General features: G+C 56.9%; 22 protein-coding genes and 1 pseudogene. 12 read left to right on the top strand and 11 right to left on the bottom strand.

Features of this window, described 5'->3' with window-relative positions; genetic code table 11:
* Positions 1 to 463: 463 nt before the first annotated feature.
* A complete protein-coding gene (locus ACEN8U_RS01690; protein ID WP_310111335.1) occupies positions 464 to 1,558 on the bottom strand; it encodes a DUF4238 domain-containing protein in 1,095 nt (364 codons plus the stop codon).
* A 574-nt stretch (positions 1,559 to 2,132) separates the two neighbouring features.
* Here ACEN8U_RS01690 and ACEN8U_RS01685 point away from each other — a divergent pair.
* The 6 genes from ACEN8U_RS01685 to ACEN8U_RS01660 all read left to right on the top strand — a co-directional run bounded on the left by ACEN8U_RS01685 (position 2,133) and on the right by ACEN8U_RS01660 (position 12,410).
* A complete protein-coding gene (locus tag ACEN8U_RS01685; RefSeq protein ID WP_310111337.1) occupies positions 2,133 to 2,849 on the top strand; it encodes a hypothetical protein in 717 nt (238 codons plus the stop codon).
* A gap of 559 nt (positions 2,850 to 3,408) precedes the next feature.
* Complete coding sequence (locus ACEN8U_RS01680; RefSeq protein WP_310111340.1) at positions 3,409 to 3,945, top strand: hypothetical protein; 537 nt, start codon at positions 3,409 to 3,411, stop codon at positions 3,943 to 3,945.
* On the top strand, positions 3,942 to 5,063 hold the full coding sequence (locus ACEN8U_RS01675) for a hypothetical protein (protein ID WP_310111342.1): 1,122 nt from the start codon (positions 3,942 to 3,944) through the stop codon (positions 5,061 to 5,063). Before ACEN8U_RS01680 ends, ACEN8U_RS01675 begins: the two co-directional genes overlap by 4 nt.
* A gap of 259 nt (positions 5,064 to 5,322) precedes the next feature.
* Positions 5,323 to 8,586 (top strand): hypothetical protein, encoded by a 3,264-nt coding sequence (locus tag ACEN8U_RS01670; protein WP_310111344.1) that lies wholly within the window; start codon positions 5,323 to 5,325, stop codon positions 8,584 to 8,586.
* A 378-nt stretch (positions 8,587 to 8,964) separates the two neighbouring features.
* Positions 8,965 to 11,481, top strand: coding sequence for a hypothetical protein (locus ACEN8U_RS01665; RefSeq protein WP_310111347.1), 2,517 nt, complete (start codon positions 8,965 to 8,967; stop codon positions 11,479 to 11,481).
* Complete coding sequence (locus ACEN8U_RS01660) at positions 11,478 to 12,410, top strand: hypothetical protein (protein ID WP_310111348.1); 933 nt, start codon at positions 11,478 to 11,480, stop codon at positions 12,408 to 12,410. The genes ACEN8U_RS01665 and ACEN8U_RS01660 overlap by 4 nt, the downstream gene beginning before the upstream one ends.
* 81 nt (positions 12,411 to 12,491) lie before the next feature.
* On the opposite strand, the gene ACEN8U_RS01655 is transcribed toward ACEN8U_RS01660, so the two are convergent.
* Complete coding sequence (locus tag ACEN8U_RS01655; RefSeq protein WP_310111351.1) at positions 12,492 to 13,952, bottom strand: hypothetical protein; 1,461 nt, start codon at positions 13,950 to 13,952, stop codon at positions 12,492 to 12,494.
* A gap of 271 nt (positions 13,953 to 14,223) precedes the next feature.
* Between ACEN8U_RS01655 and ACEN8U_RS01650 the strand changes: the two genes are divergently transcribed.
* A complete protein-coding gene (locus ACEN8U_RS01650; protein WP_310111354.1) occupies positions 14,224 to 14,508 on the top strand; it encodes a hypothetical protein in 285 nt (94 codons plus the stop codon).
* Between the two features lie 104 nt (positions 14,509 to 14,612).
* Positions 14,613 to 14,861, top strand: coding sequence for a hypothetical protein (locus ACEN8U_RS01645; protein WP_310111357.1), 249 nt, complete (start codon positions 14,613 to 14,615; stop codon positions 14,859 to 14,861).
* Positions 14,862 to 14,931: 70 nt separating this feature from the next.
* Here the strand turns inward: ACEN8U_RS01645 and ACEN8U_RS01640 are convergent, their stop codons facing one another.
* Both ACEN8U_RS01640 and ACEN8U_RS01635 read right to left on the bottom strand, forming a co-directional pair.
* Positions 14,932 to 15,672 (bottom strand): H-NS family nucleoid-associated regulatory protein, encoded by a 741-nt coding sequence (locus ACEN8U_RS01640; RefSeq protein WP_310111359.1) that lies wholly within the window; start codon positions 15,670 to 15,672, stop codon positions 14,932 to 14,934.
* A gap of 289 nt (positions 15,673 to 15,961) precedes the next feature.
* Complete coding sequence (locus tag ACEN8U_RS01635; protein WP_310111362.1) at positions 15,962 to 16,564, bottom strand: hypothetical protein; 603 nt, start codon at positions 16,562 to 16,564, stop codon at positions 15,962 to 15,964.
* Between the two features lie 608 nt (positions 16,565 to 17,172).
* Here ACEN8U_RS01635 and ACEN8U_RS01630 point away from each other — a divergent pair.
* Positions 17,173 to 17,694: a hypothetical protein gene (locus ACEN8U_RS01630; protein ID WP_310111364.1), complete on the top strand. Its 522-nt coding sequence runs from the start codon at positions 17,173 to 17,175 to the stop codon at positions 17,692 to 17,694.
* Between the two features lie 66 nt (positions 17,695 to 17,760).
* Positions 17,761 to 18,108 (top strand): carboxymuconolactone decarboxylase family protein, encoded by a 348-nt coding sequence (locus tag ACEN8U_RS01625; protein WP_310111368.1) that lies wholly within the window; start codon positions 17,761 to 17,763, stop codon positions 18,106 to 18,108.
* Positions 18,109 to 18,180: 72 nt separating this feature from the next.
* Here the strand turns inward: ACEN8U_RS01625 and ACEN8U_RS01620 are convergent, their stop codons facing one another.
* From ACEN8U_RS01620 to ACEN8U_RS01605, 4 genes are all read right to left on the bottom strand, one after another.
* Positions 18,181 to 18,699, bottom strand: coding sequence for an aspartate carbamoyltransferase (locus tag ACEN8U_RS01620; RefSeq protein ID WP_310111371.1), 519 nt, complete (start codon positions 18,697 to 18,699; stop codon positions 18,181 to 18,183).
* 284 nt (positions 18,700 to 18,983) lie between these two features.
* Positions 18,984 to 19,415: a YeeE/YedE family protein gene (locus ACEN8U_RS01615; protein ID WP_310111373.1), complete on the bottom strand. Its 432-nt coding sequence runs from the start codon at positions 19,413 to 19,415 to the stop codon at positions 18,984 to 18,986.
* Position 19,416: 1 nt separating this feature from the next.
* Complete coding sequence (locus tag ACEN8U_RS01610) at positions 19,417 to 19,851, bottom strand: YeeE/YedE family protein (RefSeq protein ID WP_310111374.1); 435 nt, start codon at positions 19,849 to 19,851, stop codon at positions 19,417 to 19,419.
* A gap of 15 nt (positions 19,852 to 19,866) precedes the next feature.
* Entirely contained in the window at positions 19,867 to 20,184 is a 318-nt protein-coding gene (locus tag ACEN8U_RS01605; protein ID WP_310111375.1) for a metalloregulator ArsR/SmtB family transcription factor, read from the bottom strand.
* Positions 20,185 to 20,270: 86 nt separating this feature from the next.
* Between ACEN8U_RS01605 and ACEN8U_RS01600 the strand changes: the two are divergent.
* Positions 20,271 to 21,132 (top strand): annotated as a pseudogene (locus tag ACEN8U_RS01600) (MBL fold metallo-hydrolase).
* A 1,127-nt stretch (positions 21,133 to 22,259) separates the two neighbouring features.
* Here ACEN8U_RS01600 and ACEN8U_RS01595 read toward each other — a convergent pair.
* Both ACEN8U_RS01595 and ACEN8U_RS01590 read right to left on the bottom strand, forming a co-directional pair.
* Positions 22,260 to 22,610, bottom strand: coding sequence for a hypothetical protein (locus tag ACEN8U_RS01595; RefSeq protein WP_310111377.1), 351 nt, complete (start codon positions 22,608 to 22,610; stop codon positions 22,260 to 22,262).
* A 633-nt stretch (positions 22,611 to 23,243) separates the two neighbouring features.
* On the bottom strand, positions 23,244 to 23,432 hold the full coding sequence (locus ACEN8U_RS01590) for a CsbD family protein (protein ID WP_310111379.1): 189 nt from the start codon (positions 23,430 to 23,432) through the stop codon (positions 23,244 to 23,246).
* Between the two features lie 1,072 nt (positions 23,433 to 24,504).
* Between ACEN8U_RS01590 and ACEN8U_RS01585 the strand changes: the two genes are divergently transcribed.
* Positions 24,505 to 24,942 (top strand): response regulator, encoded by a 438-nt coding sequence (locus tag ACEN8U_RS01585; protein ID WP_310111382.1) that lies wholly within the window; start codon positions 24,505 to 24,507, stop codon positions 24,940 to 24,942.
* A gap of 34 nt (positions 24,943 to 24,976) precedes the next feature.
* Here the strand turns inward: ACEN8U_RS01585 and ACEN8U_RS01580 are convergent, their stop codons facing one another.
* Complete coding sequence (locus ACEN8U_RS01580) at positions 24,977 to 25,936, bottom strand: SOS response-associated peptidase family protein (protein WP_310111384.1); 960 nt, start codon at positions 25,934 to 25,936, stop codon at positions 24,977 to 24,979.
* Positions 25,937 to 25,945 lie beyond the last annotated feature (9 nt).

The following is a 25,945-nucleotide window of genomic DNA, read 5'->3' as shown; positions in this document are numbered from 1 at the left end:
CTCGGGTTGGTCTTGAGGGAGTGTGGTGATTTCGCCACATCTGCCTTCATGCGGCGCTCGTCAGCTTGAGGCACAAGCGGTCTGCCATCGGTTTCAACTCTGGCTCTCAGCGACACTTCCATGGTCGTTTGCAAGCGCGCAATCGACGTTCGCCGCTATTTAACGTGGTCGAATTGGTCAAGCGCTATCAGCGCCGGTCTGACGTTCGGAGTTACCACCTGCCACTTCACCGCCCCGCCGGATACTCCCGCGGCCACTCCTTTGCCAGCAGCTCCGCGGCTTCTCGCAGTCGCAAATCTGCCTTCGCGCCGTTCCTTCCAGCCTGTGTGTCATCGGCCCCAATTTGTTTCCGACACCAACAGCAAAGGGACTAGGAGTTGCCACTTGCGTAGGGCCTGCGCTGAGCCGGGCGGGTACCAAGCGTTATCGTTGACGGATAGCTGCCTTTGAAGTGGCGCTTGTCCTATCGAGCCTGCAATTTTCGAAAAGGCGTTGAGGTATGGCTGGTGCTAGCGTGTTCGGCCCTGATATAGCCAACACCCGTGCCATTGGAGAAAACGCTTCCCGGCATCCGCCATCGAAGGAAACTCGGCCACCGTGTTGGACGCGGATGAAGCGTTTGGGTATGTAGGATTGCGTCGCCCTTCCGAGTTGCCTCGCTCGGCTCCACCACGCGATAGCGAACGTGCGTGTCGCCCTCGAAGTCGAGGACGGCATAGTTGATTCTATGTCGCGGAAAGAGTCGCCGGCGGGCACTATCCGCCAACTGTGCCTTGATTTCGTCCTCCTGCTCCGGGTCGTGGACGAACAAGTTCGCAAAGCAATTGAGGAGCTGATGCTCATTCAAAGCGCGTACGTCCCCTGTGCTTCTGATGTCAGTCCAGCCATTGGTGTGCTGAACATTATAGACATCGCCGTCATATGCAATGAATGCGATATCGGGCGTGAGGGGAAGAATCGCGACAAGGCCGCTCGAACGGAGTCCAAAGGACGCACCCAATGCTCGGCGGTCTTCCAGGTGCCACCGGTTCGTCGCAACGGCGGGGTCATCAGAGGTGGTGAAAGGAATGACGGTGCGGTTGCGAAGCAAGCACACCTTGAGGTCATCAATGACGTGGAATTGGTCAGCAACGGCGTGCATCGCTACCTGAACCGCGTCCCGAATGCCCAATCGGAATGTCGGGTCATCGACTCCTAGAACGACGTTAGTATCGGCCGCCATTTGCACGGCACGCATTGACGCTGCCTCAGTTCTCAGATGTTGAAGTAGCCAAGTGTGCCTGAGGACGCCTTTTGCGCCGTCGTATAGCTTGAACCCCGGCGTGCGAATCTCGCGGAGCATTCGCGCGTAGCCGGCTTCGCTGGCTTGGATTGCCTCTTCTAGCTTGTCGTCTTGACCGTAAAAGTACGAGCCGGAGCACTGATGCTTGACGGGCACGTCCTGAATCAGTTTCTTCCGGTCCAGGTTGAAAAGATTGATTGTAGCGTTCGCTTCGTTCTTCGTGAACGCGCGGAGATAGCAGCGCGGCACGAAGTGTTGATTTTTGTTTGTGGCCATCTATTGAACCGCGAGCGTAGGTGTTGTTTTTGGCTTGGCGTAGGTACCTGTCGTTTCGCGACCGGCATTCTTTCCGTACGACCGCAAGAGGGGCGGACGCTTTCCTCGTCTCTTCGCATGCGAGAATCTGCAGTTCCCCGCATAGACTGCATCCGCGCCATATTACCAATTCGTCGTTCGTACTTGGTGAGAGGTCTCGCAAGCGTAGCAAAACGCATGGTAATCAACGCACCGTTGGTACAAGACGCGTTGATGAGACGATTGACGAATCGTGACGGGCTATTCTTCCGTTTGACGTACGCGCAATTCCGGACAAGACGCAGCTACGATGGGCAAGGCGATATACCATGTATCAAGCCGGGATGAAGGCGACAAAATTTTTCAAATTCCTTACGACAACCCAGACGCACAGATACTTCGATGTCTGTTTGATGCATAGGCCTCTAAAGATTGGCATCTGACGGTCGTTATTCCGACTAGCGCGATTCGCTCGATGCAATAGCTGCTACTCCCCACATAGCATAATCGCTGGACGCGATATTGCGTCCATCACACAGGGCAACTTCTCCAAGCCATGTCGTTATCGTTTCGCAGTATTTTCGCATCCATCCTGCATTCAAAATGGGCGATGTATCCGTTAATCGCATTTGCCCCGATGTACATGCGTCCGCTTGGATTTGTCGGTGAGAATAGACCACTGTACGCGAGATTGAAGGGCCTATGGGGCGCCCCGCTAGTCGGGGCCGGCTTGGCGGCGAAGGGGGGGCAGGAGTTGTTTTCGTGGCTCTATTTTCAACACGCTACTGTGGACATTGGAGATATTGCTGCGTTCGAGCGCATGAAACACGCCACAACTATGGGAGCATGGGGATTTTTTGTGACGACGGCCGTCATCATCTACGGTATTGCGCTGATTCGATGGGTTTACCATTTTGGAGCATTCACAATTTGCCGGAGATTCAACCTCGCTGTCATCAAGATTCCGCTGCTCTATTTTGTCGTGACGACCGCAACGTTCGGATTGTGGCTGGGAATATCGGTGCGCGCGCTTGCGTGGATGTATGAATCTGCCGGCGCTCAGGGCCACACAGCGTCAAGATATGTTTCTGACCATCCCTACGTGTCTGTTGCAGCAGTGCTGGCCGTAGGAATGTCCACCCAATGGGCCTTTCGAAATGGTCAACTGGGCATGAAAGCAGTCTACGCGAATTCGAGTTGGCTCGTCACCGCGATATACGCCGCGGCAATTCCGCTGCTTCTACTTCTGCAGTTTCTGTCATCTCGCCTCTAGGCCCCTCAGGCTGGCACCTTCTAGGCAGTGTATTTGAAACACGCGGCGGAACCGGCGCTTTTGACGCTTGCCAGCACAGGCTCCGACGATGGAAAACTAGTGTCACCAGTTTCGCACCCCGTTTCACCTCTGCGCAGCAGCGGGGAGTGCCGAAATTGAATAGTAAGCTCGTTGGCGTTCCGCTCGGTCTCGCCGCGATGGCAGCCGTCCATCATCGCCTCGGCGCACATTGACCTCGGCGTAGGTATCGGCATTCCGCGGGGCGCGGGCGCACCCGGGGGACAGTAACCCTCCCGCGGTCTATGCGCTGCCGGCTCCAGTCGTCTGCGGTCCGAAGCCAATCGCTATTTCATACGGTAGTGAAGACGACTGGCGAGCCCGTGAATGGCGCCCACACCGTGACTAGCGTGCCCCTTGACGCTTTCTTTGCAGAAACCTTCGCTTTGTGCGCCGAACAGGCTTCGCCATAGAATTTCTGCCGTTTATGCGTGATTTTCTTTACCATCGCCGCATGCCGCGCTACATTCTCCTGACAAGAAAACGGAGACATGGGGCCGTCGTGGAAGATAATCTACAACTGATGTTCGAGAGCCTCGGTGGCAGACACGTAATCGACCGTCCACAGCTAGACAGCTGCTCGAATGCCGCTAGGGTTCGTTTGGACGTCCACCACACGTCGCCGACCGAATTCCAGCTCGAGTCCCGCGGTGAAGCGCAGGTCGTCGAACTTAATTGGACGCCAACTGACAATCTGTTGAAACGTTCATATCTCAACGCTGATGACGCAAAACGCGACGGCGCATATGCAATCGCTCTTGCGGCGGTCGAGCAGCTGGAGAACATGGTCGGCGTAGCGCGGTGCGAGACGAGAACCGGTGCGGATTACTATGTCATGCCTGCTGGGAGTGACCCTGAGGACTATCTCGAAGATGCGTATCGGCTGGAAGTATCCGGCTCAGACAGCGGAGAAACGGATGTTCGCTACAGGCTCAAACAGAAACGTCAGCAGGCTCTCGAGGGCAAAAGCAGCCTTCCGGCTTTTGCCGCTGTTGTGGGCTTTCGGGCCAAACTCATCCTACTCGAACCAGCCGCATGACTTGGCTAACCTTTCACCGACAGAGTGAAACCCTTGCTCAGAAAGCGCATGAATCGCTGCGAGCGGGCGACCAGGACGGAGCCAGGCGACTCTTCTCGCAGGCTGCAGAATTTGAGCGGCAGGCCCTAGCCTCGTTGGGCCCGGACAAGGGGAAAACCCGCAGCATCACAGCCGTCAGCGCGGCAGCACTTCTATACAAGTCCGGGCAGTTTGAAGAAGCGTGCCAACTTGCGTATGGCCAGTTGAGTGACATCGCGTTGGCCGAATTCGCACGCTTCCAGCTCGAAGAGCTCGTTCAAACCGTATACAACGAACGCGAGAAGAAAAAGTACGACCTCAGTTTCTTGCCGGGAATGGTCAATGTTTCAGTCAGGGGCGGCGAAGTGCTGCGTGGCGCCGCTCCCCTTGACCTCATTGTCGACCGCGTGAAGACGATTCAGGCGATGTTCTACCGCGTCATCGAATGGACAACGTCGCGCCCGCATCGTAAAGGGCCACCCACGAAGGACGTCAGCCAGCTTTTCCAACCTTGGCTGTTGCAAGACGCCCCAGGGAGTTTCCAGTTTTCTGTCGCCATCAAGGCGAGTACTCAATTAGAACTGTTCGAGAAGCAGAATCCGGGTGCGTCCGACGTCGCGCGCGAGTTCCTTAGCATTGTCCAAACCATATCGACCGACGAGACTGGCGATGCGACCAAGGCCCTGGTACCGGACGCAGACTACCGCACCACATTCCGCAAGCTCGTGAGAAATCTAACGCCCACAGGCAAGGAATTCGATAGTCTGGATTTGAAGTCACAGGGAGTAGAGGACGCACCTCGCATCAACGCAATCGCCCGTACGAAGATTGCAAAGGTGATTCGTGCTGAGCTGCCGAAGCCGGTCACTGGCGAGCAAGCGGTAGAGCTTTCAGGAAGTCTTCGCGCTGTCGACCTTAACGATGATTGGCTGAAAATTCACGTGCCAGAGCAAGGTGAAGAAAAGGTTGTTGGCGTATCGCAGCAAGTTGACGACGTAATTGGACCGATGGTCAATCGACAGGTTTTAGTACGAGCGGTGCGGACAAGGACAGGCTCCTTGCGCTTCGTTGATATCGAACTCGCCGACGACCAAAAATAGGCTTCGCAGAACTGGCTAATTCTCCCGACGCTGGACTGCGAACCCTCTACCTGCAGTGGTATCAGCAGATGTTGGCTTCGCACGTACGACGGAATTTCTGGGCTTGCCAAGATGGCACTCGTATCCAAGAAGGCGGGGGTTTCTCGCGTCCGCGGGAGCGCACTGAGCGGTCGGCAACATCCTCCTAAGAGCGTGGCGAGTTCGTTGAGGCAAACATACCTGGCGGAAGCGCTGAGTCTTCAGCTAATTGGAGCGGTCGATGTTTAGCTTCGCGTTTGACAATCTTTCCCGCCGAGTAAATCGAACAGTTGGTCAGTGGCTGGACAGGCCAAACGTAATCAGAACGTTCGGCGCGCCGACGAAGGAGCGATTGGTCTTCTTCGCAGCGGGGCACTCGTTGGTTTGTGTGTCTGCGCTGGTCTTGTTCAAGCTCCTGGTGGCGTTTATTTGGTGGTTCGCTCCGCGATTCCTCTTGCTAATAATTCCCCCGTACGAGTGGAAGAACGTAGAGTTCGCCGCATATTTCGGCACGCTGTGGTCGGTTCAAGCGACGATTGCCGCCCTGGTGTACCCAATCGTGATTGCATTCGTTGCCGTGCTGCTCCAGCGCCGAGCCACTGCGAAGCTTAGCTTGCAGTTGTATTTGCTCGACGCCGCCGCGCTTACTGCCGGTATCAGCTCGCTCGCGTTGGTCACAACGATGGGTGTCGAGTATCTAGCTGTTCCCTATGCGCCACCGGAATGGGTAGCTATGGGGGTCGCCGGTGACTGCGCCTGGTTTTTCTTCAACGTCCTGCTAACCGCGTGGTTTCTGTATCGGACAGTTCACTACCTTGACGACAGCACAAGGATGAGGGTGTTCACGCGCTATGCGGTGAGCACTGCGTTGCCAGCGGATATTCGGCAACGACTCGAAGGAAACATATTTCTTCAGGAAGGCCATACCGAAGCATCTTCCGACGGCGAGGAACAAAATCCCGACAAGCCCCACGTGCGATATCTTCCATTCCCGGACGGCGAGCCCTGCGTCTCCTTAGCGATTCGAGGTTCAAAGGCCATTGTCGACGTTCGTCTGCGTCTACTTAGAATCGCTGCCAAACTCTGGACGGGAGCTAACCACAAAGAGCCCAACGTGATGGCCCGTCCGGCCTCCCGAGTAGGTTCGCCATGCCTTTCGTTCACGTTTTCCCCTGGTGAATTGCTCAGCGGCAAAGAAACCCTATGTACCGTCAGAGGTGGCAAGCCACCAGGTCGTGTCGCGGAACTGCTTATTCGCCACTCACTGGTGCTTGGCCAAAGGAAGGCCTCGACTTCTACCATAGACATCTTCGAAGAGCTTGCCACCGAGGTCCTAGCGTTGCTCGAGCAGCGTCGATTCGAGGCTGCGACAGACGCAATATCTGCGCTCGTTGACCTCCATGCCGAGTTAATACTGGCGGGGGCATTTGTTAGGAATGACGGAACGAAGGACAACGCCACCCTGCTCGGAAACGCTTATCAGATGGTTGGTTTGCCCCTCCACCACGAATGGGTACGGGCGTACCGGCAACCTCTCATTGCCGCCGTGACCGACGACAATCTACAAACTGCATTTTATGACCGGTGTTGCTATGTCCCTTACCGCTTGCTCAATCGCATACGCGGTCAGCATCCGGACATCGTCGCATGTGTGCTCAGTTTGTCATCCCTGATGTCGCATCGACTCGGTTTGTGGTGGCAATCGAAGGCCGATGAGAGGGGGCTCACGACTCGCGGCGCGGCGAATGCTGTGGTCTTGCCCCTCCCGGTGTCCAAGCAGTACGAGTCCGCCATAAAGACTTTTATCGAAGGTTGGGAAGCCGGCAGTTACCTCGATATTCGCGCGTCGTTCGGAAATGCAAGCGATGCTTGGCGGGTACTTTCGGAGCAACTACGGTTCGCCGCGGAATATCTTCGATGCCTGCTTAAGATGTTTTCCGGAGCGGTCGTCCGCGGAGACCGAGTAGCCGCGCTCTATCTGGTCGATTCGCTACTGAAGTGGTGGGCGTCGCAGGAAGTCCAGTTTGATGGTCATCCGCTGCCCGAAGGAGAGTTCCCTGTTCACACGCTTGCCTGCATTGACGATGTTTGGTCTGACGTCCGTCCTTCCATTGAGAACCTTCCGGAGGGTGACGAAGAACCGATAATCGCTGTGGCACTTGCGTCGACAGTGCTGCGGCGGTACTGGGTGGATATCCGCTTTCTGAGTGCGCTTGTACTCCTGTCGTGGACACAAGACACAGCCGACGCGTCGGCATTCTCGTTCGAATTGGTAATTGCGCTAATAACGGGTCGAAGCTACATTCAAGGCGGCACCGTGGCGCTGAGCCAAATCTCCGAATTTCATCGAGTTTGGCTGCACCTGATACGAGGACAAATAGCGGACAGGCGATACGCCAGTCGACTCGACGGAATCGTACGCGCGATGTTTGAGACCCTTGAACCTGACCGTCTTGGCGGGCGAGTATTTTCCGGCTCGGGCGACGCCGATATGCAGTCGCTCCTTAACACTCAAATCGAACTTCTACTTGCAGTCGCGGGAGGCCGCACACCATTTGGCGTGTTCACTCCAACGTTGGCAGTCCCGCAATGGTCTCGGGATATGGACCAGCTTGAGCAGTTACGGCATTTCGTTCGACTTCTCGGCGATGCGTTGAACTCGCCCGCTCTCGCACCAAGGCTGCCTTTGGTAGAAAGAGTGAGACGAGCTCTAGGCAAAGCCACCGATGCTGAGGTTGCACGAACTGCGTTGACAAACGAGCTGAATGAGTTATCTACCGCCGCCTCCGAAGCGCGACAGGCCATATTCGCGGATGCACAAATCGCAGACGACCGGTTGAGTCTCGCGTCGTCCGCAGTTTCGCGCTACGTCTTGGACAGGCAATGCAAGACCTTTCCGCTGTCCGTCGCTACGACGTTTGTAACAAAGCCTCGTTCCGATGACGTTTCTAGACTGAACTTCATCAACGTAAGGAAAGGCTTATTCACCGAGCCGCCGTTGGAAGGCGAACATGACCGTTCTATCGAGTCGTATAACAAGCCGGTCGGTGAGCAGATTGCGTCGAACGTACTCGTAAAATATCTTCGCGTAAAGGATGCTGCTCCCTTACCTGACGTGAGCGCCGACCTCTTTCTCGATGAACTGGCAAGACAGAGGCAACGGATTCAACGGGAGGGCGGCACCCCAACTATTCTCGTTCCGATTCAAAGCGCACCAACATGGCTTCGTCAGCTGCGCGAGGGCCCGGGCGAAGCCGCAGATGCGCTTGCCTTCAGCTATCGACACGTCGACGATGCGGCGAGCGTTGTCGGCCACCTGGGAGAGATGCCGATTCACGCAGCGCCAATGTCTTCTAACGCTTGCTATCTCGTACCGCTAGAGGACTTCGCGACGCTCGTATTCTCAGAGTTTGAAGAAGAAAAATGCGTTGGCACCAAATGGACGCCAGAATCAGACGAAACAATCCGTCTCTCCTTCCTCTGGAATTTCTCGACACCGGAGTAAGCATCTTATGAATAGTAACCGCTAAATATTTCTCGACGCCGGGCCGATATATCGTCAGCATAGCGTCTCGTTGAATGTCCGGCCCCAGGTAGACCTTGCATCTCAGCGAGATGACCCGATTGCCCCCAGACTAACGCTGAAGATTTCTCCCGAGCATGCGCAGCCAGCGGCTGATAACGAATTCGCCAGGACCGGGCCCCGTTAGCGGGCTAGTATAGATGGCGGTTGAGGCGTCAGCTAGTACAGGTTAGACGTGTCTGGAAAAAAGTTGGTCACTTATCGCTACGCTTGACACGTCCGCTCTGCGCTCCACAATTAGCACATGACGAACAAAAACGATGAGGGTCCGCTTGTGGCGGACTCCGCACAGACCGGGCCATGAAGACATATCTCTTCCTTAGGTTCGCCCAATACCGGGCCTTCTGGAACGCTCGCAGGACTTTCGGAAAGGTCACCTTTCTGTTCACGTCCCGTCTCTACAAAGCGAACCAATCACTCAAAGACGTCAGAACGAACAGCCTGTCTCTTATCGGCATCGGCCGAGTGACGGCCGCGCCATGGTTTCGGGCCATCGTTGTTGCGTCTGTTCTGCAGTTTAGCAATCCGTGGCTCTGCTGCCTCTTCGCGAAGTATGGCTACTCGGTTCCTAACGACTCTGACTATGTGACCTTCCTCGCTGCAATCAGCAGTATTGGCGGTGTGTTCATCGGCCTGTATTACGCTGCGATTGCGACAGTCGGAAGCGCGATGTACGCCAAGGTGCCGAGCAACCTACGCGATTTGCTCGCACAGGACAGATTCGGCAACGTCTACATGCAGTTCCTGTCGTTTTTGACCTACCTGTGTCTCGTTCTCATCTGTTTGAGGTTGTCGAATCTTGACCGTATCTACATTGCACCTCCACTCGTAACCATTGCCGCTGGGGTTGGCGTTTTCGCATTCGTGAAGCTTGGTCAACGGGTCTTTCATCTCTTCGACCCTGCAGAATTCTCCATACACATTTTTGAGCAGCTGCATCGCTGGATGAGTGCGGTTACCGTCGGGCGGCTCAAATGGCAAGACGAGTCATTCCAACACCACGCATATAAGCAAGCTGCAAAGTCCGTCACGGTTCTGGAGACCCTCCGAGACCTGTTGCTTGCAGAACCACATCTCAACGGAACGCCACTCCTCGAAGTCTCGCTGCGTACCACCCAGTTTCTCATTTATTACAGGACAAAGAAGTCCGAGATTCCGACGGATAGCCGGTGGTATCAACAAATCTATCGCCATAGAGAATGGTATCGAACCGACGACATGAGGCTTTCTGTAGCCACCGAGACCGGCACAACCATCGCACCGAACACCGAGGTCAATCGTGAATGGCTTGAAGAGCGCCTAGTTACCGTTCTGTTGGACTGCCTGGCCGTCAATGTTCGAAACGCACAATGGGACAACGCTCTTACGGCGCTCCAACACATCGAAAACTATGCCACTACCCTAGCTAGGCAGGGATGGGCAGACTCCGCATTCGATGTCTTCCATCAAGCCTGCTCCCGTACTACCGATGCAATTGAGCAATCGGAGGTGGCGCAAGCTGAGACAGTTCAAAAGGTTGCCGTCGCTGAGGGCCTGGCCTCGATGCCCATCGCCCTAAGCCTTGCGTTGCGGGAAAGATATGCCTCATTCCGACGCGCAGACATCTTTACTCGCATAGAAGCCATTGATTGGTCAAACCCGAACAGCTACTACCGGGCCGGCTTTGAAGACTATGTGCTAAGCCAAATTGAGTATTTGGCGCCGAGGCTGGCATTTGAGCGTGCTGTCGAAGGGAAAGAAGTCTCGCCTCCTTGGTATCTGAGCGAGCTCGCGTTACAGCCTGAAGCGGAGCATTTTGTACAAAATATCGCCGTGCTTACGAGCAAACTTCCTGACACATACGCGACACTGCGAGGCACATTCTCAGCGGCGGAGCTTCACTGGATGACAGCTGCAACGCTCAGTCGGCAATGGGAGTACTGGCACAAGCTCAACGAGCAGGTTGCTGTCTGGGGGCGCACCTGGTCCGAGATGAGCGATAATCGGAAACTGACGGAACTCCCGTGGGCCAAGTTCGATGTTACGTCGACCCGAGCAAAACTGGGCGAAATGAAAATTGCGCTTCTCAAGACGATGTCGGGTCTTCAGACGCGGCTAAGTGCATTGGAACGACCGCCAACATATCCGGACTATGCAGGCCAATTCCTACACTTCTCCGGCGAGGCTGTACTCGAAGCTTTGCTTGACGAAGACACCGAGCTTCTACAGGATGTTTTTACCCGATATTTCGTTGGATGCCTGAACCAGTTCGGGAAATTGCATTCAAACGATGGTCCGGACTGGCTGGCAACACAGAATCTAAGAATTGCGGCCGCACCTGTACTCGACCTGATGGATGTTAGCGGTTACGCGTTGCTGTTGTCCGAATTTCATGGGAATAACGCCATGTGGAGCATCGTTCGGTCTACATGGGACAGACACCTCGCCGACGGCAAGAGGCTCGCGGGCATCGTCGCGTTGGTCAACTTCGTTGAATCTGGTCTAGGCGCCAAGCCACGCGACATCCTACGAACGAAGTGGCAACGACGGGTTGAAGACAAGCTCGAACAACTCCCGCGTAAGCCGGTTGAGAATGAATCCTGGCATATGGCGAACGAGACAGAGGCTATACACACGAGTCCCTTGGTAAAGGCGGTTGCGTCGCGCACTCACGCATTGGACTACGAAGGAATCGACATTTTTGTCGGACTTTACGTGGCCCGTAAGCCCGGCGCTGAAAATCTGAACGAATACTGGAAACGGACCAACCTCTCGGATGAGCTTGCCGAAGAACAGTACGACATCGCCACACCGTCTGACGAGGACACCGCGAAATGATGTCCGGAAAACCACGGCCCAAATGGTCTCCGCGCCTTGCCAGATTCCTTCCGAGCCTGCGCCAATCCCAAGAGGATATCATTCCGAACGTTTTTATGTTCGCTGAAGATATTTCCAACCCGATGCCACTTCACCGCGCCAGAAAGAAAGGATTCTCGGTCCACCTGACTGGAACCGAAGATTCGCGGCGAAAGGCGCTTCGAGTGTTGGATGACCTGTCCGACCATGAAGGCCGTTCGCCCGAAGACAAACTGGCCCTTGCCGTCGACACTCTCGCGAAAGGAATCGCATGGGAGGGGCGAGCACAGTTTGAGCTCATCCCACGGGATGACGGGACAACTTTTTTTCACCAGGTCACGACGAAAAGGTTGTTCCGGCTCGTTGGCTTTGCGGTCCAATATCTCAACCCTGAAGACCGGAAGTTCTGGCAAAGCCCCGCGCTGCGTTGGGTACCGCTTTCTGCGATGTGGCACATCGATGTCCCCAGTGAACTAGGTGGTCGACGCGGCTATAGACGCTTGCTGTCGGGCCTAAGAAAGTTCAACAGCCTTGGCCCGCATTTTCTTTCGATGGATATGCAGCGAGGCGGGAATCCCAGTAACTTCGACGTCACAGCATACGCTCGGTCAAACAACATATTTCGCTATAAGCTTGCTCACTCGTGGGGATGGAATTGCCGCGATTTATCGACCGAACGCACGACAGAGTTCTACAACATGTATCGCAGTGCCACTGCTGAAAGGTCACAGTGCATCTTCAGAAGCCACATCATCTCCCAGATAAACGCCTTGCTTGAGCGATTGGAGATAGATTGCGTAATTGCCGTGGAGGGTCTTCTATCGGCCGAGGATGCCAACCGGATGACGTGTGAGCTGCTCAGCGGCCAGCTGAGCTTTAAAGAATTTCTAGAAATCAAATACGGCAGCTAAGCTACGCAAGCAATCTAGTTATCGGCCGTTTGCCAACTACGACGGCGATGCCCTCTTCACTAACCCCGTACAAGGCAACGCCTATAGAGTGTGCCGAGTCTGCGACAGCAATGACGACGCCACATGCTCCCCGAGTTCTTGCTGCATCGAATCAACTGGCTGGGCTTGCTGCCACCATTCCTCGAACAATCGATTGGCGTCTGGAGTCGATTTCGTCCGTCCCAGTAACGAGTTGAGACCTTCGGCGGTCAGAACAACGATTCCTTTTCTGGTCGCTTCCTGAACGTCGGTTAAGTGTTCAGAGTGCAAAGTCGTGACCATTACGGCAACACAACGGGCATGCTTATGCCCCATTGAAGTAAGGCGGTCTTGAGCCGTGTTCAACCGCAGCAACAATTTCGACAGCTTTCCGTCGTTGTTCAGCGCGCCCGTTGTGCATTCGATGACAGCTAGGTCGCCGTCCGGTGTACTCGCCAGCACGTCCGGCCCATCACTCATGTGGGACGCTGCTAGCGGGTCCACGGAGAAGCCGAGCATATAGAGTAAGTTAGCAACGCCTGTCTCAACCACGCGCCCATTGGTCTCTTTTGTCTTCTTATCGAAGAAGCACCTCTGCGTCTGCGACAATCCTTCGTCGAACGCCTCATGTATTATTCGACGGGCATTGATGGATGCATGCGGGTCGGCAATCCAACCTTGGTGCAACCATTGCCCGTTGTAGGAGGCGAAGCATTGGACCGCTGCGCCTTGCGGAATGCTCAATTGAAACTCCCCTACCTGGTGCGTCTCGAACTTGTTCCATTTCAAGAGCGGGCCGTCGACCGCTCCACGCGTCGCGATTTGTCCGTCTGCCAGTTGAACCCGGTATCCCAATCGCGCGGGGGTAACGTCCACGTCTTTTGCAGCCACTAACCCCAGCGTGGCAGTTGCGCCTTGGATGGTCCTGTTCAGGTCGACGGAAACCATTGGTTGTGCGGAGATGTCTAGCACGCACATGTCCCATCTAAGATGGCGCAGCCCAAGCTCAGCAGCGAGGTCCGCAACCGAGTCATATGGAGTGGCGGCAGCACGCAAGTCATTCTGGAATTGCGCGCTGTTATTTGTGAAGAGGTAGCGCGTTCCGGATATAGTCAAGACGAACGCATGAGCCTGTTGTTCATTGAAGTCCGGATGGAAGCGCTCGAAGTATGCGGAAAGACTCTTTTCTTCTTGCCCCAACCTTGTACCCCATCGCAGGCGACCGAGCGGGGTTTTAACGCCCTCCGCTCGCAGCGCATCTTCTAGCGTCGAACAATTTATACCCAACTCGGAAAGAGCCAAGGAGACGCCGCAAATCGATGGCGTTTCAACGACCAGACCGCCGCTTCCGTGCGGATTCGCTGACAGTTGCAAATGTCCCTGGAAAAGAGTCAGCGCGTCTTCGCCGTCCCGAACGGCCAAAAAGCTGAAAACTGCCTCGCTATATGACGTTTCTGTGCCTGCCACCAATTTGAAAAATTCCGTGCGGTGAGCGTAGTCGGCGGGGGGTATTGAGAAATTCATGGCAAACGTTTCGCGGTCTTGACGGGGGCGTCCATCTGACGGACCAATAGACTGTACCGCATTCTATCTTGGCGGTCACAGTCGTTAGTCAACTGGGCGCTTGTGAGATTCCGCGGAATGCGAAAGCGAGGCAGCCGCTTCGCGGTGCGCTATCGCTAGTAATGTCGCGTTACAATCTCGCACCGCCGTTTCATATGTGTCCGACATCGCCTCCTACACTACGAGCCATAGTCACTGGCATTGCACTCGAGCGTGCGGGCGAGTAGGAAAAATGAATACCAAAATCGTTGGAGTTGCATTCGGTCTAGCCGCGTTGGCAGCGTCCACCGCCGCGTCGGCGCATGTCGACATTGGCGTAGGCATCGGTATTCCGGTCGGAGTCTATGCGCCGGCAGAGCCAGTGTACGCGCCACCGCCTCCCGTGGTCTATGCTCCGCAGCCTCCCGCCGTATACGGTCCGCCGTCAGTCGCCGTCGCGTACGGCGGTGACGGCGACTGGCGAGCTCGCGAATGGCGCGAACGTCGCGAGTGGCGTGAACGTGAATGGCGCCGCTAGGAATGGCGCGAGCACGAGTGGCGAGAGCATCGTGATTGGCGCGGGTATTGAAACGATGCCTGAAGGCACCACATCTCTGGCATATAACCACCGAGTACCTTCGAATGAAAGATAGCCCGATAAGAATAGTTTTGCTGGCCACTGCCTTGGCATTGGCAACGACGGGAACTGCCAACGCCGCCGGCTGCCTCAAGGGGGCGGTGGTAGGCGGAGTCGCTGGGCATTACGCGGGGCACCACGCTGTCGTTGGTGCCGTCGGTGGCTGCATGGTCGGCAGGCACCTTGCGAAGCAGCGCGCGCAACAGGAAGCTCAACAGCAAGCCGCGCAGCGCCAGGCAGCGAAGGCGCAATAGGAGTTTGTCGACTTGGCGTACCCGGTGGAACAAGACAATCGCTGTTCCACCGGGCGCCTGCCAACTGTGTTCAGGTCGTCAACTCCGTGCCAGACTCGACTGCCGCCATCGGAGTCGGCACGGCTGCGGCCTTGCGAGGTGCATTCTTTGCCGACGCTTTCTTGACTGCAGCCGGCACCGTGCTCTTCGCTACTGCGTTTTTAGCCGGCACTTTCGCGCTCGTGGCCTTCTTGGCAGCAGTCTTCTTCGCGGTCGCACCCTGCTTCGCAACGGCCTTTTTGGCCGCCGGTTTCGCATCGGCCGCCGCGCTGGAGCCGTCAATCAAAAAGTTGCTGCGGTCCTTGGCGTCAGCAATCCAAGCCGGCGCGCGCCCACGTCCACTCCACGTCGCGCCGCTCTTGAGGTCACGATAGAGCGCTGGCTGGGGACCGCGCACGTAGTTGCCGGCCTTTGCTGACTTTTTGGCAGCAGGAGCGGACGACACTGCGTTACCTTCAACCAAGAACCTCGACCGGTCCTTAGCGCTGGCAATCCAGCCCGGCGCGCGACCATAGCCTGACCATGTCGCGCCCGTCTTCGGGTCACGGTACTTTGCGGCCGAAGCCGACGACTTGGCGGTGGCCTTAGCGCCCGGCTTGGGTCCACGTTTTTTGCCGTTAGCATGTGCATCGATGTCAGCGGTCGTCAGACCGTGTTCTGCCATCAAACCGCGAATCTTCTCGATAACTGCACGCGACGTTTTTGCGGTTAGCGCTTCTGCCTGAGCCTGCAGCTTCTGGATTTTTGCTTGCAAGGATTCCAAGGTCGCCATTCCCACCTCCGGAGTTGAGATGCCGCACTATGCCATGCGCAAGACGTAGTGCGCTACTTCTGGCTGAAGCGCACAAGTGACAGGCCTGCGCCTGCCTAAGGAGAGAAAACTGCTCGCGAACGGGCAAGGTGACATCGCCCGCTGACCTTCAGATTGCGACTGGTCCCCGGGGCGTGTGCTATGCCTTTGGCGACAGGGCCACCAGCGTTTTCGGGCGAAGGAGAGCGGCCGTTGCGTGCTGCGCAAAAAGAGCAAACACAGAAAGTGCCGTCTCTCCAGATGTAGTCAGCTATCGCAACGGAGCGCCGTCCCGGGTCAATTGCACCGCAGTCGCCTCCAAATAGTCTGCCCGGATGCTATCGCCGACCCTCAGATTGCCAAGCGGAAGGCCTGAGGATGCGATAAGCGTCACCGTGCGCGTGGGTCCCCGTAACGTCACTAACCTTTTCGTGGCGTCAATGCTCTCTACAGTTACTATTGCACGGACCCCATGTACCGACGTTGTAGTTCCCCCCGATGCGGGCATCGTCATCTCGGTATCGACTCTTTCACGTATACCCTTTGAATCAACCTTATCGGCATGGAGCAGCAAGGCACGCGTGTACGTGATGTTCACCTTGTCTCCAAGTTTGAGCAGTCCTACGTTGCCGACGTCCGGGTTGACCTGAACCTTCACCACCTTGTCGGGCGACATCTGTAGCAAAACGCTGTTGGTGTCAGATTGAACCCCCACGACGGTCGCAGTTGCGCGCGCGGAGCTTGTTCCCGCAAATATCCTGGCATCGCTTGCTGGACTCGCCTCGGGGGGCGCGCCGAAGGCCAATTCCTGACACGCAAATGATGACAAGCCGACTATCGCCAACAGGACCGTGCGTCGAATCGTCTGGAACATGTCTACCTCCAGAATCGCCCAGTGAACCAGCCTCAGTATGAAGTCTCGACGACGCAACCCCGCCCGCCGTTACAGGGCAAACGCCGGTACGCTGGTCGACGGTTGCATCCGGCCATGACATGCAAGTCGGTAGACGTGCGCCATCCGTGCCATACGTTTGACGCACGTATCTCCCGGCCCGTCCGGATTGACCGCAACGGCTGGCGCGTCGTACGCGGGCGGTGTTGAACCACTTCGGCATCATGTTCAGCGAATCAGTAAAGGTGAACGCTAAACAGAACAGAGGTCGCGCCCACGTCGACGCACGCAGAGGCGGGTCGCGCAGCACCGGCGCCGCTCAAACACGTCATGTACTTCAGCTGTCCAACCAGTCCACGGCCGTGTCCGCTCCGTCATGCTCGTCTCTTTGAAGGACGAGTTATTGACCTCGGTCAAGTCGCAAACGATGGAACGGCATTTCCTCGCATGGAGAATCAAATCACTTGCCCAACGACTGCAGCCGTTTCGTTGACGAGTGTCAAGGGTAGGGCGGTGCTGACATGTAGCCTTTGTGTGGACGATGACTGCACACGCTCCGTTGTTGAGTCGCGCGTCCATAGGGAGGAGATATGAAAAAGCTGCTAGTTGCGATGGTTACCGGTATCGCGTTGACATCCCCGGTCCTGCAAGCTGCTTCGAAGGACACCGGCGCGCCGCAAAGCAGTTCAAAAACGCCGCCCGCGGGCGCCGCTGAATTCGACAAGAATCTGACGCAGCTTCAGGAGCAAATGAAGACAATGCAAGCGCAGATGGACCAGATTCGCAAAACTCAAGACCCGCAGGAACGCCAGAAGCTACTCGAGCAGCACTGGGCCACAATGCGAACCGCGATGACAATCATGCACGGGATGTGGGGCCCGGGGATGATGGGACGTGGAATGGGCCCAGGCATGATGGGCGGCGGCGCTGGGCCCGGAATGATGGGAGGCTGGGGTCATATGGGCGGTTACTACTCGCGCCTGACGCCCGAGCAACTGCGGCAGCGACAATACATGACCGACCAATACCTGCAAATGCAGCAGGAGATGATGAATAACATGATGTTGCAGCAGCAATACCGCATGGGGCCACCGCCTGCCGGTGCACAGTAGACATACTGCAGAACCGAATACCGACGACACCCCAGCTTTAGAAACTCGCGACCTACAGGAGCGCACATGAGCGGAATTGCCAACTACAAAGACCTGACAGTCGCGGTATCTATTCAGATGCGAGCGATGCGCGCGTCACAACCCGAGTTGATGACGGCATTTGGACAACTCGCTGCGGCTGGGACAAAAGGCGGGGCACTGGACCGAAAAACGCGGGAGCTGGTGGCGCTAGGGATAGCGATTGCATGTCGTTGCGACGACTGCATCGGTTTTCACGTCCAGGCGCTGGTGAAACTAGGCACGACAAAGGCCGAGCTGGAAGACGTGCTCGGCACTGCCGTCTATATGGGCGGCGGCCCGTCGATGATGTATGCCACCCATGCGTTGAGAGCGTTTGAGGAATTCTCGCTCTGAAATCTGAGTACCCGGATGTCTACCGGTGCCTGCGGTGTAAAGCAGTCCTCGAACGGGACCACGGCATGACAATCATGGTTGCGTCATCCCTTGATGATGCACATGCCCATCCATCGCGTCAGCACCATGGTCAGAGAGTTGCGCGTCGAACCATTCGTGAAGTGATGCCACTAATTTCGGGTCATCGCATCGATACGTAAGCTCGCCTCCGCCTTTGATGTCCTCGTACGTAATCCATATTTGACCGGGCTTTGCCGCTCTGAGTTGCGCCAATCCGGGCATGTCGGTACCGTGAGTACGAGCAGGTCCCGAAAAATCACCGCGCTGAAACTGCGTCTGGATTCCACGCAGGTGCTCACGAATCAGCCGAATCTGGACGCTGTCGGCCGTGTTTTTCGCAATCACCTGCTGGCTTCCGCCATCGTCCGATTTGGTGAAGATGTGAGTCGTGGCCTTGAGGCTGAACGGCATGACCTCCGCACCTCGCTGCGCGACCTCTGCCTGACGTTCCGCGTCTACGGCGAACGATTCAAACGGCGCGGCTAGAGCCGCCATCACGATTAGCGTAGAGAAAAGTATGGTCGGTTTCATCGGATGACATTTCCGCGTTGTCAAACTGTGCCTGATTGCGCCATTTCCGTAGGACCGGCAAACAGTTAAAGGAACCGGCCGCGATGCGTCAAGCAATTCCAGGCGAAGAACGAAGGACGCCAAGAGGACGCTGCGATGGCAGCGCCCGCACTCGTCAGAGCGAGAACGAGACCGACAACACGTCCCAAGAATGTACCGCATGCAAAATCATGCCGTCCATTCACCTGCCTAAGAAAGCCACCGCATCTGCGAGGACGGCGGCTCTCAAGTAGATGCGTAGCATCTTAGGCCTGCTGCCGAGTGAGTTTCGCGCGCTCGATGATTTCGAACACCACCATGCCGCCGAGCATCGCGCCCACAAAACCCCACGCCTTCGGAAAGCCAGCGCCCATTGCGACCAGTGCGGGTCCCGGACAAAATCCCGCGAGACCCCAACCGACGCCGAACACAGCGCTTCCCATTACGAGTCGCAAGGTAACTTGCTTACCGGCTGGAATCTGAATGGACCGACCCAGCAAGGATTTCTTTCGCCGCTTCGCTAATAGGAACGCGACAGAGCCAACGGCTATCGCGCCCGCCATGACGAATGCGAGAGACGGGTCCCATTGACCAGCGATGTCCAGAAATCCCAGTACCTTCGCTGGGTTGGCCATGCCTGACACCATCAGACCGACACCGAACAGAAGCCCGGAAAATAATGCGGTCAGCAGACCCATATCAACCTCCGAAAAGATGCCTTGTCACAAACACGGTCAGAATGCCGCTTGCCATAAACGTTGCCGTTGCGACAAGTGACCGCATGGAACCCCGCGAGATGCCACAGACACCGTGGCCGCTCGTGCAACCGCTGCCATAACGCGTGCCGATGCCTACGAGAAAGCCAGCGGCAACTACTTCGGCCCACCCAGCCCCGATATCGAGCGCTATTGGATTACCTAGCAAGCTCGCCAGAACTGGGGCCCCGACGAGCCCCGCAAGAAAAGCTACACGCCACCCTGCATCCTTCTGCGGCAAGTTCATCAGGCCGCCCAGAATCCCGCTGATACCGGCAACACGCCCATTGAAGAGAACAAGCACAGCAGCTGCGATGCCAATCATCACCCCTCCGGTCAGTGACAGCCCCGGTGTGAAATTGGAAATATCAATCGACATGGCACCTCCTCATCGTCATTGAGCGCAAAACTGGTCGTACAGCACATTCATGACCGCAATCGCTTCCTTGCTTGCGATGGAGTAAAAGATGCTCTTTCCCTCCCGCCTTGTCGCCACGAGCTCGTTATCGCGAAGGACGCCAAGCTGTTGCGAAAGTGTCGGTTGACGTATGCCCAACTGTTCTTCAAGGTCGCTGACACACAACTCGCCCTGCGACAACTGGCACATCAGAAGCAACCTGTCGGGATTGGCCAGCACCTTCAGTAGCGCACAGGCTTTCTCTGCCGAAGCCTGCATCACCGACAGGTCGATTGGGACAGACTTCTGCCTCATCTCATCATCCTATAATTTGGATATAAACATTATATTGCTTTATATATTATTTGTGAATAGAATACGTGACATCTGAGGAGGTCAGGATGCAGCCCAACGTTGAACCGTTCTTCGACCCGGTCACCGGCACGGTCACTTACGTGGTTTTCCAGTCGGGGCATCCAGAATGCGCAGTCATTGACCCGGTCCTGGACTACGACCCTAAAGCCGGACGCACTTCAACGACAAATGCCGACAAGGTCATCGAATTCCTACGCCAGCATGGCCTGCGCGTGCAGTGGATTCTGGAGACCCACGCGCACGCGGACCATCTGTCTGCAGCGCATTATTTGCGGGGCAAGCTTGGTGGAAAGGTTGCGATTGGCGAACACATTCGCACCGTTCAGGGCGTCTTCAAGAAGCTTTTCAATCTTGAGCCGGAATTCAGCCCTGACGGCTCCCAGTTCGACCATCTGTTCCGCGAAGACGAGGAGTTTTTCCATCGGTGCCCTGACAGCAAAGGCGCTGTATGTTCCGGGTCATACGCCTGCCGACACGGCCTACCAGATTGGCGATGCCGTCTTCGTTGGTGACACGCTTTTCATGCCGGATGTCGGCACCGCGCGTTGCGACTTCCCCGGCGGCAATGCCCACTCACTGTATGGGTCGATTCGAAAGCTGCTGGACCTGCCGGGCGATACCCGGCTTTTCATGTGCCACGACTATCCACCCGAGGGTCGGAAGCCGCAATGGGAAACCACGGTGCTCGCCCAGCGTACGCATAACATCCATGCGCACGACGGCGTAACAGAACAGCAGTTCGTCAGTATGCGCGAAGCTCGCGACGCAACACTTGCGATGCCCGTTCTTATCCTTCCGTCTGTGCAGGTCAACATACGGGCTGGCCAGTTTCCACCTTCCGAGGAAAATGGCGTCAGCTATCTGAAGATTCCGCTGAACATGTTGTAAGGCGCTTGTTACGAGCCATTGATTTGGAACCCGCCGTTTGGCGTTGGCATGAGCGCGTCGCGTTCTTGTAGCGACGCGGCGTTGGTTGATTCATGCTGGTGCCAGTGGCTCTTCACGCGAGCGGGTTCGGTCTCACAACCGGGCCTTCTGGTGGAGCGGATGGAAGTAGCGAGCTCGGAACCCGACCTTCGTGTTCGCAAGCACGAGGCGCCCGCCCGTGCGGCGGGCGATTTCAGACACGATGGACAACCCTCGTCCGCTTCCCGAGAGGTGGCAGCGAGCGGTCGCGGATATGCGGTGCTTGGACCGTGGGCCATTGCTCCGGATGTTCGCGCTGGCCGGCTGCGAGCGGCAAGAATCGTCAAGCCCAACCTCACCCGGTTTGTGACGCTTGCCAGTTCGAGCTAGGGTGCCATGACACCGGCAATCAGGATTGTGATTGCGACCTTGAAGGAAATCGCATCGGAACTCGCCAAGTCGGGTGTGTACGATGGCCTGGCGACCTAGCGGCTTGACCGCCATGAGCGGATTGCGCCCGCGCCAACGGCAGGAGCTAAGTACCCTCCCGCGAATCGCCGCGGAGCTAGCGCCAAACGATGAGTTAGTGCCCGTGAATTCGGGTGAACGTACGCAAATTGCTTCCGCTCAGTCTGCAGGCCGCCTCCCTAGTGCTGACCTGCGTTCAACACCATCCAGATTTGTCGAGCCGCCGGGCCCGCAAGAATTCGGGCAAATACCGCGGAGCATCGGACGCACGTGTAGTGCTCTTCCTTGCGTTGGTCCGGGGCTGCGCCGACTCCGTTCAGTGTGAGGTCCGCGTGCGGAGGCTCAGCCGCGGACTTTCCGTAAAGCTCGGCGCACAGAGCGCACGGTTGAATCCAAAGGTCCATTAGTCAGTCGTTGCGAAATCTGAAGGATTGGTGGCCATGTCTGTTCTGGCCAGGTGGAATGTCTTATTGCCGACAATATATCGGAGCGGGCGTCGGTCGACCGGCAACATCGACTGCGTGCGGGCCTTACGGTGCTTTGACATACTTCGGTCGAAGGCGCGACGACGGCGACTGTCGGACCAGTCCTAACCTCAGCAAGGCGGCCCAGTCATGCGACAAGGACATTTGCAGTCGGCTTCACGCCTCCCTGTCGTCGACAAGTTCGGGATGCAGGCGAATATGCAGGTGTGCAAGCCAGCGCCCGGGAAAGATGGGGCGAATCCAGTTGATGTGGGGCGGAGTGCCCTCGACAATCACATAACGCTTTTTGACCGCAGCGCTGAATGCCCTGCGCGCGTCGAAAATGACGCATCGATAGGTGAGTAGCACGGTCGCCGCGCCGTATAAAACGAGAGTAGTGGGCGACACAGCGTCCGCGCTCAGGTCAACAGTAAAGGAAAGCAGCAGCGCGCTGACTTGTGCGACGGCGCCTGCGATAACGGCTACCGTCAATTGAGCCTTGAGTTTAGCTTTGAGCCGTGATTTCATATCAAGCCTCGTTACCGCTGAGCGTCTTTCGCCGCTCGGAATACGATGGCACGGCTGGACGACTCCCAGACCGGAACCTGCGCGACCCTCCGCTCGCCCCGAAAATGACGGTGGCCAATTTCAGCGGACGAATCGTCGGCGCATTCGTCCTATGGCCAACGGAATTGCTCGACACAGCACTCAACCGCAGAACTCCCACGCTAAACGTTCAGCACGAGCTTTTTTGACTGTAGCCCTGACGACTGGTACCGGTATGTCAGTCATATCCGGATGAAGGTCAAGTGGTTCGGAGAGGGGTTCCCAGGAAACGAGGAGGACGCGATGGACGAACCATTGCACGATGCTGCGAACGAGGTAGGACCAGTCGGCGCCGCGCCATTCGGCGAGCGGAATGCGCCCGGGATGCGAAAAGGGTTGGCCTTGGACCGAGCCGGCGAAGCGCTGACTCCGCCGCCGCGGCATTCTCTCCGGATTGGAGACCTTTCCACCAAGCTCGACCCCGCATCGGAGTCAGCATCGTTACCGTCGCCGTTGAAATCGAGAAACGGACCGGCGAGTGATTACACAAGTCGGCGGCCTGACGTGCCTTCCACACTCGGTGAACGCGTTCCCCACGGCCCCGGTGGCACGCAGTCAATGATGACGTTTTGCGCGGTCCTTTGCCGCTTCCCTTGCATCACCGACATCTTTCCTGGCTTGTCCTGCGGCTTGCTCAACATCGCCTTTGAGTTCACGGGACGGCTTTCCCGTGACCTTTCCCATTGCCTCGTTGACCTTGCCCTTCATCTTTTGAGCAACGCCTTTGACCTGGTCCTTGTTCATAATGCAGTCCTCCGAAAATACGGCTCGCGTCGCGCTAACCAGATTGCGACACAATCAGTATAGGAAAAGCACTGCAATTAGCGAAGTACAACACCTGGAGCGGCACTCCTCCTGTGGACGCAGTACGGCAGAAGCGCTGTAAAGTTGACGGTGCGCCCGCACGGGGAGGTACTGAGGTTGTGTCGTGCGACAGGAGAGATGACTCGGGGTTCTACCGCGACGATGTTCGACGGTGGACTTCCCGCACGCGACAGCCGATGCAGGAAAATCATGCTCCCGCACCGGCTGCTTGCCACTTTATGTCAGGAAGCCTGCTTAGGAAAAGGCCGGTGGAAGTCTACCCGGGCAAAACAGGATAAACCGCGGCGACGATGCCAAAGTGGGTAGCGCGCCTTTGTTCACTCATTTCCGCTTCCTTCCAGTTTCCTGAGTGGAAGGTTACGTCCCTGGTGCAGGGACAGGTCCCGCCAGCAATCCACCGTCAGTAGGCCTTCTTCATACCGCTCCCTGACGCAGGCGCGTCCATCCCTTTATTCTGCGTCTTCGGCTTCATCTGCTTTTGCGACATGTCGCCCGACTTTCCCATCGTGTTTGCCCCGGACGCGCCAGATGTCGACTCCGTAGTTCCGTTTGCATTGGGCGTTCCCATCCCAGTCCCGCCCTGGCCTGAACCCGCACCGCCCCCTCCGCCAGCCGCTCCCGCGCCTTGCGCGTATACAGCACCAGACAAGCTCAGAACTATCGCAAAAAATAAACATCCTCTCGTAGCGACTCGCATGATGGTCCCTCGTATGGAAGCGAAGCTGTCACCCGGCTCGGACCGACCCGTTGCACTGACTCCCGCAATTTCTGTTCCGCGGTTAGTCGTGCCCTAGGTTTGTTCTTTACGCCGAGTTCAACGGCAGACTCACGCGCATGCGGGGAAGACAGAAGATGGAACAAACGGGCGAGCGCACGCAAGGAAGGTGGCTTGCGAAATTCAGTAGACCACGCAGTCCTGGGCACGTTTCGAACCAGGTAGGTACGCGGCTTGCGAAAACCGTTGGTATGGTTCTTTCGAGTATGTCTAACCGTGTCCACTATCCTGCTCGTCGACGATGACCTTGAGAACCGATGGGCGCTGCAACAGGTACTGGAGAGTCGCGGATATCGTGTCGTGCTTGCGCATAATGGTCGGGACGCACTCCGGAAAGTCCACGCAGAGTTTCCTGAACTGGTCATCACCGATTTGGAAATGCCTGAAATGGACGGCGGAGAGCTCTGCCGGCGCCTCAAGCGCGAGGCGGCTTTTCCCGACTTACCGGTCGTCCTGCTGTCGTCCATGCCAGAACCGACCGACCGGGGCGGGTGCTGGACCGCCTTCCTGCGGAAGCCCGCGTCGATTGAGGCCTTATTCGATGCCGTCGACAGGTTCATCGCGGTACGTTTGACCTGCGTGCAGACACCCCGCGTTCCGGAGCACGCAAACGTCGTGCGTTGGCCTGCGATTGATTCCCGGTGTTGGCCGTGACGGGACGTTCCCAGGGACGCACCCCCGTCTTTCTTCACGCGGCCAACTTGTGCTCATAGTAAGGCCGGTCCCGGTCATCGAGAATGGCATGCAGCGCCTGGAGGTTGCTCGAATCGGGACTAAGCCACGCATCAAGATTCTCAGGCTTGATAGGAATAAGGCAGCGCGTATGGCCGACTGCTGCAATCTCAGATGGCGGCTCATCGGTGATGACGGCAAACGACAGCAGGTCCGGCTCACCCGGCGCCGACCAGTGCGACCACAGACAGGCAACAAGCATGTCGTGAGGCGGCTCGGGCCGGAATTCCAGAATCACGTCTTCGTCTTCTTCGCCGTCGGCAAGCACCCGGCCTTCGAGCTTCGCGCGGCTCACATGCTCATAGAAGGCGCTCGCGACGAGCACGCCATGCGAATACCCGAACAGCGGCTTCCAGAAGCCTTCGAGACTGTCGCGGCGCGCATTGTAGGTACCGGGGTACCTGGCGTCGTATGAGGCCGGCTTGCCCGCGATGCGGCACTGGTAGCGCATCGGCTTCACCACGCGCTGACCGTTTTCCATCACCATCACAGGTGCGTAGTGACCCGGAAAGATGCGCAAGTCGCGCGCCTCGGGCTCGGTGCGGCGGAGGTCGTCCAGCCGCTCCAGCGTCCATTGAATCTTGTCGGTGGCAATGCGTTTGTTTTCGGCCGCTTTCTTTGTGGCTTTGCTCTCCAGTGAGCGCTCGGCTTCCGCGAGCCGCGTGCGGTGTTTGAAGAGGTCCTGTTCGAGCCGCGCGGCTTCCTCTCTATTGAACCGGTCGATGGACGCCCTGATTTCACGCTCCGCGTCCGTCTGCGGGTCAGCGAACGCATCCTCCATGGCCTTGGGCACTTTTGCCTTGTTACCCTCGGCCCGCTCGAAGAACAGTTGCGCAAATTCACGGATGCTCATCGTTGCGCCGAACATCCGCACGAACTTGCGGTAATCCGCCTGAATCTGGGCCGAGTAGCACATCGGTTCCTC

The organism is Paraburkholderia phenoliruptrix (assembly GCF_047325075.1).
Taxonomy (GTDB): Bacteria; Pseudomonadota; Gammaproteobacteria; order Burkholderiales; family Burkholderiaceae; genus Paraburkholderia; species Paraburkholderia phenoliruptrix.
The sequence above is the reverse complement of the archived record's forward strand: the minus strand, read 5'-3'. Positions and strand labels throughout refer to the sequence as shown.